This is a genomic window from Deltaproteobacteria bacterium (genome assembly GCA_016930875.1).
Classification (GTDB): Bacteria; Desulfobacterota; Desulfobacteria; order Desulfobacterales.
Genome location: JAFGFW010000093.1, coordinates 1 through 10,756 on the forward strand (window position 1 = coordinate 1; position 10,756 = coordinate 10,756).

Sequence of the window (10,756 nt, forward strand, 5' to 3'; positions counted from 1 at the left end):
AATGTCAAACCGACTCATGGCGATATAAGATGCATTGCATACGGGCATCTGATTCGCATAGCAATCTGGTCCCTGCGACTTGACTGGGATAAGAACGAAATAACAACATCACGCATTGCAAAAGTGGCAAATTGGCTCCAGCGCTTCGGAGGATGGAACGAGGTGGAAAAATACATGGAGCACGCCAAAACGACAACAACGAAGAATATGCCTTTGTTTGCTGTACACGAAAGCGCTGCAGAATATGGAGCCGAATATGCCGACATACCCTCCCAGCGAATTCAATCCGCAAGTCATCATAGAGGCGAAGATCACTGAAGACGATGGTACAGCACGCGATAAGGTAACGCGCATTCAACATCTCGGCGAATTGAGCCTTGCCGGACGCGCCGAAGATAATCCGAAATATGAGGTCATTGCATGTATCGGCGGACGTGGCTTTGGCGTCCGCAGGGAGGATATGAAAAAGATGATCCTTGCGACAAGGGGCAAGGTGTTTACTGAGAAAACCTTGAATCGTCTTGTTGAATGTACCCGCTTGAGAGAATTTAAAACATCTCCACAGTAAGACAGGAAAATGGCATGACAATGGGATTAACTCGGCTTTGAAAAAGCTGGCGCTTTTTCAAGCCGGTTATCCCAAGCATTAATTCGCCCTAATGGTACAATAGAAGATGAAATGACCAAGAAGGAATTCTTAAAAGCTGTGTCTAACGGCGATGAAGATATTATTCAGATCTTCCTTAGCTAATGGAACAGAAAAGCGCTAACACAAAATGCAGAACCGGATGAATTCTTTTCCCACTTTTTCCCATTATTTTTTGGACTTCTGCGGTTTTCTGAGATCGACTCTTCCCAGCACCTCGACCTTTACAATATTATCTTCCAGAGTCACTCTGCCATTCTTCAGGGCTGCATCGAGTTCCTTCTTACTGAATATATCAATGACAATATCATCTTCATCTTCGGCTTTGCCTCTCAGGAATACGTACCTCTTTGTCCCCTTCACCATTTTAGCCATCGATACTTCCCTTCTTAGCTGGTGCCCATCCATGAATGGCTTTTTTGAGATTGGGCACTAGCTGGAATTGCAGAGCAGGAACTCAGCTTACGTAACGACCCCTGTTGCCGGAGGTTACTGTGGCCTGGATGTTTCCAGCACAGTATCAAAGAAATCTTCCATGATTTCAAGCTGTTCATATTGATCCTTTGCGATGGCGCACCGTATGTTCAAGTGGCACCATCTCAGACAAATAGTATCGTGGGGGTCAAAATTGCCGAAGCAATCGAACCTGTTTTTCAGGACCTTTGGACTCAGTACCGGTTTTGTCATCACAACCTCAGCAGAGTAGCCAACTTTTCGTGAATATGGCCGTTCGTGGCCAGGATTTCCTTTTTTTCAATGGAGTACGGTTCATTTGAGAAGTCAGAAATCGTTGCTCCGGCTTCTTGGGCGATGACCACGCCGGCCGCCGTATCCCAAGGGGCCAGGTTTTGTTCCCAGAAACCTTCAAATCGACCGCAGGCCACATAGCAAAGATCCAGTGCGGCCGAGCCTAGCCTGCGAATTCCCTGTGCAGCCATGAGGCATCGCTCAAACCGCTGCATAAGGGGGTCTATAACGGGCTTCAACTCATAGGGAAAACCTGTGACCAGGAGACTCTCGCCAAGATTGTCAGCGCTGGAAACGTGGATAGTCCGGCCATTGAGAGTCGCCCCCCGGCCTCGTATCCCACAAAAAAGTTCCTCGCTGACAGGATTTAGGACCAGCCCAAAGACGAGTGCTTCCTCGTAGGCGAAAGCAATAGAGAGAGTGAATTCAGGCAGGCCATGAGCAAAATTCGTGGTACCGTCTAGGGGGTCAATAATCCATCTGCAAGAGTCTGTCCCGAACGTTATGCCACTTTCCTCAGCAAGGATGCTATGCTCAGGGAAGGCAGTCCGAATAAGCTGGGTAATAGCCTTTTCAGAGGCCAAGTCAGCCTCAGTGACCAGGTCTGTTGCCCCCTTTTTTCCTACGGTGTGGGTTTTTCCCCAATAATTGCAAAGGATCTCGCCGGCCCTTGCTCCAGCGGCGAGGCCTACATCCCGTATTCTTTCAACATCCACATATTATTTAATATCAAATTCTCCCATAATGTCAACTTCAATATCAGACAACCGTAAATGGATTGACATCTTAATGCTTGTTCGTTAACTTAACTGAAATACGAATATTTGTGAAACGATTTTGATAGGTTAAGAATGTCAGAGACCCTGGAAGGCCAACTGGATCGGATTGTCTATTTCAATGATGACAGTCTGTACACAGTAGCAAGGTTGAAGGTCAAAGGAAATCCGGATTTGGTGACTGTGGTGGGCCAGTTGGGAGGCGTCTCTCCGGGCGAGGTGTTGGAACTTTCGGGTGTCTGGGAGATCCACCCCAAGTACGGACAGCAGTTCAAGGCTGGCGCCTGCAGCGTGAGCCTTCCTGCCAAAGTACATGGGATTGAAAAATATTTGGGGTCAGGGCTCATTCGAGGAATCGGTCCTGAGATGGCCAAGAGATTGGTGAAGCGTTTCGGTGACAAGACCCTGGAGGTCATTGAACATCGTCCCGAGAAACTCATGGGCATAGAAGGGATTGGCAAGAAGCGGCTTGAGATGATCCGCAAGGCCTGGGAAGATCAGAGAGAGATCCGCGACGTCATGATTTTTCTTCAGGGACATGGGGTGAGTGCAGGCTACAGCGCCAAGATATTTAAGCAATACGGCAAAAATGCTATCCGTGTTGTGCGGAAAAATCCTTATCGACTGACAACAGACATATTTGGCATCGGCTTTGTCATTGCTGACTGCATTGCGGGCAAAGTTGGTGTTCCGAAAGACTCACTGATACGGGCAGAAGCCGGCATCCTCCATGTGTTGGAAAAGATGTCTGAGGACGGCCATGTCTATGGAGCGTGCGACGATGTGATGAAACGGTCACGAGATTTACTTGAGACAGGCCATGGTGTCCTCGAGAGCGCTTTTGACAACCTGGTTTCATCAAAGCGTATTGTAGTAGAGGACCTTGGGGATCAGGATGGCGATGTCGGCAAAAGTGAGAAGGCCGTTTATCTTAAGGCTTTTCACACTGTTGAGAGGGGTCTTGCAAACCGACTCAAGGCCCTCCTTTCCGTGCCTGTCAAATCCCTTAAAGCGGATGATAAGGGGATCAAGAGGCTTCTGCAAAAGAGACTGGCCATCCTCCTTTCCGAAGGGCAGTGGTCTGCTCTTGAGACGACGCTTTCATCCAAGGTGTCTATCGTGACAGGCGGGCCCGGAACTGGCAAAACGACCTTGGTGAGAGCGATTATAGCTGTCTTTGAAGGGGCAGGGAAGCGGATTTTCCTTGCTGCTCCTACTGGGCGTGCAGCAAAAAGGCTTTCCGAAGTCACAAACCGTGAGGCAAAAACCATCCATCGGCTGTTAGCTTACAACCACAAGAGCGGGGGATTTCAGAAAAACGAAGAGAATCCCCTTGATGCAGATGTGGTCATCGTGGATGAGGCATCCATGGTCGATGTTTTCTTGATGTATCACCTTGTCAAGGCTGTGCCCGCCACGGCCGTGCTGATTTTGGTGGGAGATATTCATCAGCTTCCTCCGGTGGGTCCTGGAAACGTCCTGCGAGACATGATCGATTCAAGACGTGTGCCTGCCGTGTACTTGACAGAGATTTTCAGACAGGCCCGGGAGAGTCTTATCATCGTCAATGCCCATCAGATCAACCAGGGTAATTTTCCGGCTGCGCAGAGTTCAAATCGAGATACTCTCAAGGATTATTACTTTATCGAGCAAGATGATCCTGAAAAGGTCCTTTCCACCATCCGGGAGCTTTGCTGCGTGCGCATCCCTGATCGGTTTAATTTTCACCCTCTGTTAGATATCCAGGTGCTGTCTCCCATGCACAAAGGGATTGTCGGCACAGCCAACCTGAATCGTGTGTTGCAAGAAGCCCTCAATAAGTCCAGTGATATGATTGAACGGATGGGACGCACGTTTAAGCGCCTGGACAAGGTGATGCAGATCAGAAACAATTATACAAAGGACGTATTTAACGGCGACATTGGAACCATCAGCGAGATAGATGGCAAAATGCAGAAACTGACGGTTGAATACGACGGTCGGCCTGTGGACTACGACTTTGCTGAGCTGGATGAGCTCGTATTGGCCTATGCTGTGTCCGTGCACAAGTCCCAAGGATCGGAGTACAGGGCCGTAGTATTGCCTGTCATGACCCAGCACTATGTGCTCCTTCAGAGAAATCTCATCTACACAGGGATAACCCGTGCCAAGGAATTGGTCGTCCTTATCGGCACCAAAAAGGCCATGGCCATTGCCATTAGAAATGACAAGCCGCAAAGACGCTTGACACGCCTTGCTTTCCGGCTTTTGTAGGTCGTGAGTAATCTAATAGTGGAGTGGACGCATTATGATTTGCGTCCTCAGGAGTCCAGGCGGGGAATAGGGATTTTGAAAAACTTGATCCCTTCTTTTTCCAGCGTCTCCTCTTCAGCCTTGGAACTGGTTCCCCTTATGTTTCGCTTCTCCGAAACATCGTAATGCATCTTCAGAGCTTCTCGCGCAAAATCGGAACCTACATCTTCGAAGTTTTTCTCCAGAAAGTGTGTGATCTCTTCAGTGCTCGGTACCTTTTTGGGAATATCGGTCCCTGTCGATTTTTCAGGCAGAGAAGAACTTGTCTTTATGGTAAACGTGGAGGGTACAACTTCTATTGACGTGTCGTTACACATAGGGCAGGCGATAAGGTTTTTTTGCTTTTGATCTTCAAAGGCCTTTTGATCTTCAAACCATCCTTCAAAGGTATGGCCGCCTGCACATACTAAATCGTACGCAATCATGTCAAATAAGCTCTTGTTTCGAAAGTTCTCCAAGTTAAGTAGTTTGCATCCGGAAATGGCCCTGTTCTCCGCCTCCGGCGTATCAATCTGTGGGATCGCTTGTGCGATCCGCCTAGGCGGACCTCCGCGTCCCGCTGCAAGCGGGAATTTCCTTGACCTTGTCCGCCTCCGGCGGACTCATTTCTGAATTGGAAACTGACGCTAGTGCCCAGTGTCTTAAGATCCGTTTCTGGATGGAAACTAAGTATGATCCCGAATCTGGTATGGGCCTCAAATTTTCGTTTTTAGATTTTTAGATGTTAAATAACTATATAACATAACATCTTATGCTCTTCATTTCAAAGAAATTATTGACATTCCACCAAATATTCAATACTAAAATGAACAGGTTCGGAACAAGCCGGACTCGGTGAATCTGTCATTTCGACCCTGCTATTAGCGGGAACAAATCTTATGTTTTTAACACTAAATTTACTGGAGTCTTCGCGGTAGCTTTTCGAGCAAAGGGGGGAATGGTAAATTATGAAGTCTGTGCTCCTATTCTTGGTTTGCTTTTTTCTTGGCGTTACAGTCGTCTATGGGGAAACCATGTATGTGAAAGATGTCTTTGAGGTAATGGTTCGAACTGGCCCGGATCGTTCGCATAAGATCATTGCCATGCCCAAGTCGGGTACTCCAATAGAAATACTGGAGGCGCTCGATATTGAAGACGAGAGCGAATGGGTCAAGGTCAGACTGCCCAATGAGAAGGAAGGGTGGATGTTGGCTCAGTTTCTGGTTCCGGGGCCGCCCAAACATGAGGTTATTACCCGACTCCAAGGACAAAACCAGGCCCTGAGTCTTAAGGCAAAGTCCCTTGCTGAAGAAAATGACCGGCTCAGGAAGGAGCGCAAGGAACTGGAAAGGGCGTTGTCAAAGCAAACACAGACGGCAAATTCCATAACAGAGTCCTTTGAAACCTTAAAGAGTGAATCCAAGGAATTCATGGCTCTAAAAGCTTCCTATGAAAAGGCGAGCAAGGAACTGGGGACAAAAACGAAGCAGGTGGCAGAACTTGAAAACGAGGTGGATGATCTCCGTAACAGTCAGACGCTTCGCTGGTTTATTGCTGGTGGAAGCGTCATTATTGTGGGCTTCATCATAGGCTATGCGTCTCGACGTCCGAAGCGGCGTTCTTCTTTGCTGTAAAGAACTAACCATGCGGCACGATGTTGATTTTTTGATCATTGGAAGCGGAATTGGGGGTCTGTCTTTTGCCCTGAAGGTGGCAGAGTACGGCCAAGTGGCTGTTGTCACGAAGAAAGAGGCAATGGATACAAGCACCAACTATGCCCAGGGGGGGATCGCCTCTGTTTTCGGCCAATACGACTCCTTTGACCTTCACGTGCAAGACACCTTGAGGGCCGGAGACGGGCTTTGCAGAGCCGATGTTGTTGAGATGGTTGTGAGAAGCGGGCCGGAAATCGTTGGGCAACTCATGGACTGGGGGGTTAGTTTCACCCAAGATAGTACCGGCAACCTGGAACTTGATCTGGGACTTGAGGGGGGGCATTGCCAGAAAAGGATCGTCCACGCGGGGGATTTTACGGGTCACATCATTGAACAGGCTCTGGTGGATCGCGTTCGAAACCAAGACCGCATTGGTTTTTTTGAGGATCACATTGCCGTGGATCTCATCACCTATTCCACGAGGATGAAACGGGGGACTGTCACTGCGGCCCATGAGGATGTGTGCTGCGGCGCCTATGTGCTGGATACCAAAACCAATGAGGTTCACACCTTTCATGCCAAGATAACGGTTCTGGCCACCGGCGGGGCCGGCAAGGTATATCTGTTTACCAGTAATCCTGACATAGCCACAGGTGACGGAATCGCCATGGCATACCGGGCAGGAGCGCTCGTTGCCAACCTGGAATTCGTCCAATTTCATCCCACGTGTCTTTATCATCCTGAGGCCAAGAATTTTCTCATATCCGAGGCGCTCAGGGGCGAAGGCGGGGTGCTGATCGATTCACGAGGTCGAGCCTTTATGGGAGACTACGACCCCCAAAAAGACCTGGCCTGTCGAGACGTGGTGGCCCGCGCCATTGACAGCGAGCTAAAGAAGAGTGGAGACGACTGCGTCTTTCTGGATGTTACTCACAAAGAATCTGATTTCCTCATGGAGCGTTTCCCGAATATCTATCAGAAGTGCCTTTCCTTTGGAATAGATATGAGCAAGGAACCGATGCCTGTGGTCCCTGCGGCCCATTATATGTGTGGCGGTGTGCTGGTGGATATGGACGGGAAGGCTGACGTAGAAAGGCTCTATGCTGTGGGAGAGACAGCCTGTACAGGGCTCCATGGCGCAAACCGTCTTGCCAGCAACTCCCTTCTTGAGGCCGTGGTCTATGCCGACCGGGCAGCTCAGCAGGCGATAAACGATCTTAAGACAATGAATACAGGCTTATGTCCGGACCCACCCCCCTGGGATCCTATGGGCACCACAGACAGCGATGAAGCGATCGTGGTTTCCCACAACTGGGACGAGATCCGGCGGCTCATGTGGAACTACGTAGGGATTGTACGTTCCAACAAGCGATTGTTGCGCGCTCGAAACCGCATAGAAATGGTGGAGGAAGAGATACAACAATACTATTGGGATTTCAGGATCACCCTCGATTTGATAGAGCTTCGCAACATAGCCATGGTGGCCGCTCTCATTATCCAGAGTGCCACTCTAAGGAAGGAGAGCCGCGGTCTGCATTATAACATCCAGTACCCTCAGAAAGATGATAAACACTGGCTCAAGGATACCATCCTGCGGCGGCCTTTTGTGGGTTGAGGCTGGACAGTACCTAAAATGGTAGCGTCAACGGCAAAGGCACTTGGTAGTCTTTGAACTTGAAAGGTGAGATGTTGTCCGCAAGGGTCTTTTGGACTTCAAGGAGCAGATTTCTCTGCTTATCAATCATCTCGAAGATCTCTTTTGGAGCAGCACTTGTCTCTTTTTGGAGGAATTTTTCTGAAATATTGAGTTTGTCCAGAAGCTCCGGCACACACGTCATGAACTGAAACTCATAGTCCTCTTTTGAATAACTTGCCTGCAACTCCCTCTTGAAGAGCCCAGCCAGGTCATCGTACTTGGGAATGAGGCCGGTTGGCGTTGCATATGCCCCGACTTTGCCACTGATCCGTCTTTCTATCCACCTTATCCAGACTTTCTTGTCCATCTTGGTGTTTGTAAAGTCGCCTGACTCGTCTCTAAGGAAGTAGTTGACATAGAATATCTTTGGGGTTTTGTTTAGGTCTCTTCCGAAATTGATATAGTTTTCCAGGTATTTTTCAATAGGAATCGATAGAAACTCCTTATTTGCCATGGGATTAATAACGACTTCAAGGCTGGATCCGCCAACAGTTGCAGCAGTGGGTTCGGATTCAATGCTGGCACCGCAAAACACGCCATGGACCCAACCGTACAGCTCGGAAACGGGTACAGGTCTTCTTGAACTACGTCCGCCGTAGATAATCCCTTCAAGATCTACAACCTGAGTGGCATCATGGTTCTTAAGACCCTCCAAGCCGACACAAAATCGCGCATTGTCGTGGGAAACGGGAATCAATTTTCCGTTGCTGTTGCTTTTTCCTTTCCACCAGTGGCCCGAATGGTTGTCCCCTTTCAAAGGGATATTGACTTTTCCCATGCCCTGCCAATAGACCCTGCCTTCAACGTCAAGAACATTTGAAAATATGATTTCTCCCGGATGCACAAGAATATCGTGGATATAGGGATCATCCTCAGGATTTACATCCTTAATGACCCCAAACATCCCCTTCTCAACATTGGTGGCATAGACCTTGCCCTCTTTCTTCCGAACATGGGCCAGATCATCCCCTACAACATCAAATAGCATGGAGGTTGATGTCTTGCCACACCAGCTTGGGAAAGCGCCAGCCATATAGGTCTTCTTGCTTCCCTCATAGCTTGGAACTCCTGTAATGAGAAAGTGTTCAGCAAGCCAGTCTTCCTGGGCGGCCTTTCTTATGGCAAGGCGATGGGCCAGTTTTTTTGCAGCAACCGTATTCCCGGCGTATTGTGTGTTTGCGCTATAAACAAAATTTCTTTCCAGATCTATGAACATTCTCCGGAGATCAATATCGCGGCTGACGCCTTGTTTCAGCGCGCCTGCAGAATGCAAAAAAGCAAAGAAGCCATCTCTGGTTGTTTCGCCTTTGAACAGTTCGTATCCTTGGCGGTACAGTATGTCCTCACTGTGTGCCACATAGTACGAATCCGTGACCTGAACGCAGGGGATGGCAAATTCAGTGCCCAGCGGTCCCAAAGAGTAAAAGCTGACAACCATCTCTTTGCCGCGCATGATGCCGTTCATAACCTTATCTATTTCGGCGATCCCCTCCTCTCTTTCCAGACAATTCAGTGACGGTCCTAATGAAGCCCCGCCAGACAGGAGAAATCTGGTATTCACCGGGTCCCTTCCTTGATCTTCATATCCGTCATAGTGAATAGTGTGGCCTCGCAAAATGAGGGGTTTTTCCTCCCCCCGTCTTATGGCTTGCACTCGCACCCGGTGTAAATCCTCCGGAGAACCGCCTGAAACAAAAACAGAGTTGGGTTGAAATTGCAAAATTGCCTCTTCAATGACTTCATTTAGAAGAGGGTTGTTGAGCGCAAGGAGCTTTCTCAAACTCTCAGGTCCCAATCTGCTTTCGAGTATCCTATTCGTAGCCATTGGTACTTCCTCTTTAATATTAGCAATCAACCTTCGTATCAGATTTCAACGCTGCGGTTGGCCTTGTGGGCCCTCTCGCCGACAAGATACCGTTATCCATTAACACACGCAGTAGCAGAAATCAACCCGTTGGCTTGGTCTTTATTCTAACATGGAAAACCTGGTCCTCTGTGCCCCATTCTTTACTCCCATCTGTTTCCCCCCTTGTGTTTCAGGTCGATATACTCAACCGTCCCCCGCTCGTTTATGAAAGAACTCAAAAGCCAACTGACCACGCTAATTACCAGGGAACCGAACACGGCAGACCAGAATCCGTATACATCAAAACCGGATATCACGCCTGAGGCCATCTTGAGCATCAAGGCGTTTATCACGAAGGTGAAAAGACCAAGGCTTAGCAGATTTATGGGAAGGGTCAAGATGATGATTATGGGACGGAAAAAAGCGTTGAGTATCCCCAGCATGGCGGCTGCAAAGAAGGCAGAAAAAAAACTGCTTACCCGTATCCCATCCAGCAGGTACGAAGCGAACATAATCGCACCCGTCAAGATCAACCACCTCGTGAAAATCCCTTTCATTGCTCTCCTCCAGCAGTTCGGATATACAGAATTTTTGATGTGACAATATCACAGTTGATCGAACATATCCAGCCGCCCGAAATGCGCCTCAGGAGTCTCCATGCAAGTAGATGTAATAAAAGGTCTTTACAACTGAGACACAATTTCGTATAAGGGGCCTTAAATTCATTCATTTGATGCAGGGGGTTTTTATGGGAAGAAAGAGTATGCTTGGATCGACCGAGAAAAAAAAGCAGTCGGCTGCCAAGAAGAAAGCAGCGCCCAAAAAATCTGTTAAGGCATCTGTGTCAAAGGAGAAAGATCTGAGAAAACAAGGGAAGCCAAAAAAGGATGCCGCAAAATCGAGACCCGTAGCGAAACCCAAGTCTGTTACCAAGACCAAGGGAAAAAAAGTGATGGAAACAAAGCCTAAGCCAAAAGCCAAGACCAAAGAAAAGAAAGTGGCGGCCGTCAAAAAGCCCAGGGTGTCGACCAGGGACCTCCTTTTGAAGAAATTCGATGTTGGGGCGCCCGAGAGGCCTGTGGCTGCGAGCGCCCTTGAAAAGAAGAGACCTGCAAAGAT

General features: G+C 48.6%; 10 protein-coding genes and 1 pseudogene. 5 read left to right on the top strand and 6 right to left on the bottom strand.

Features of this window, described 5'->3' with window-relative positions:
• The first annotated feature begins 271 nt into the window (after positions 1–271).
• Positions 272–568, top strand: a pseudogene (locus tag JW883_08775) (hypothetical protein).
• 246 nt (positions 569–814) lie between these two features.
• Here the strand turns inward: JW883_08775 and JW883_08780 are convergent.
• From JW883_08780 to JW883_08790, 3 genes are all read right to left on the bottom strand, one after another.
• Complete coding sequence (locus tag JW883_08780) at positions 815–1,021, bottom strand: hypothetical protein (protein ID MBN1842355.1); 207 nt, start codon at positions 1,019–1,021, stop codon at positions 815–817.
• Positions 1,022–1,135: 114 nt separating this feature from the next.
• A complete protein-coding gene (locus JW883_08785; GenBank protein MBN1842356.1) occupies positions 1,136–1,333 on the bottom strand; it encodes a hypothetical protein in 198 nt (65 codons plus the stop codon).
• Complete coding sequence (locus JW883_08790) at positions 1,333–2,109, bottom strand: inositol monophosphatase (GenBank protein ID MBN1842357.1); 777 nt, start codon at positions 2,107–2,109, stop codon at positions 1,333–1,335. The genes JW883_08785 and JW883_08790 overlap by 1 nt, the downstream gene beginning before the upstream one ends.
• Before the next feature lie 135 nt (positions 2,110–2,244).
• On the opposite strand from JW883_08790, the gene JW883_08795 reads away from it, so the two are divergent.
• Positions 2,245–4,422: an ATP-dependent RecD-like DNA helicase gene (locus JW883_08795; protein ID MBN1842358.1), complete on the top strand. Its 2,178-nt coding sequence runs from the start codon at positions 2,245–2,247 to the stop codon at positions 4,420–4,422.
• A gap of 47 nt (positions 4,423–4,469) precedes the next feature.
• On the opposite strand, the gene JW883_08800 is transcribed toward JW883_08795, so the two are convergent.
• Entirely contained in the window at positions 4,470–4,886 is a 417-nt protein-coding gene (locus JW883_08800; GenBank protein MBN1842359.1) for a DUF1178 family protein, read from the bottom strand.
• A 522-nt stretch (positions 4,887–5,408) separates the two neighbouring features.
• On the opposite strand from JW883_08800, the gene JW883_08805 reads away from it, so the two are divergent.
• Entirely contained in the window at positions 5,409–6,074 is a 666-nt protein-coding gene (locus JW883_08805) for a TIGR04211 family SH3 domain-containing protein (GenBank protein ID MBN1842360.1), read from the top strand.
• A gap of 10 nt (positions 6,075–6,084) precedes the next feature.
• Positions 6,085–7,710, top strand: a complete 1,626-nt coding sequence (gene nadB, locus JW883_08810; GenBank protein ID MBN1842361.1) for an L-aspartate oxidase — start codon at positions 6,085–6,087, stop codon at positions 7,708–7,710.
• A 13-nt stretch (positions 7,711–7,723) separates the two neighbouring features.
• Here nadB and JW883_08815 read toward each other — a convergent pair whose 3' ends face one another.
• Positions 7,724–9,616 carry a phosphoenolpyruvate carboxykinase (GTP) gene (locus tag JW883_08815; GenBank protein MBN1842362.1) on the bottom strand — a complete coding sequence of 631 codons (1,893 nt, stop codon included), beginning with the start codon at positions 9,614–9,616 and terminating at the stop codon, positions 7,724–7,726.
• Positions 9,617–9,798: 182 nt separating this feature from the next.
• Positions 9,799–10,194, bottom strand: a complete 396-nt coding sequence (locus JW883_08820; protein ID MBN1842363.1) for a phage holin family protein — start codon at positions 10,192–10,194, stop codon at positions 9,799–9,801.
• 191 nt (positions 10,195–10,385) lie between these two features.
• Between JW883_08820 and JW883_08825 the strand changes: the two genes are divergently transcribed.
• Positions 10,386–10,756: hypothetical protein (locus JW883_08825; protein ID MBN1842364.1), on the top strand; the 371-nt coding region annotated here is incomplete at its 3' end.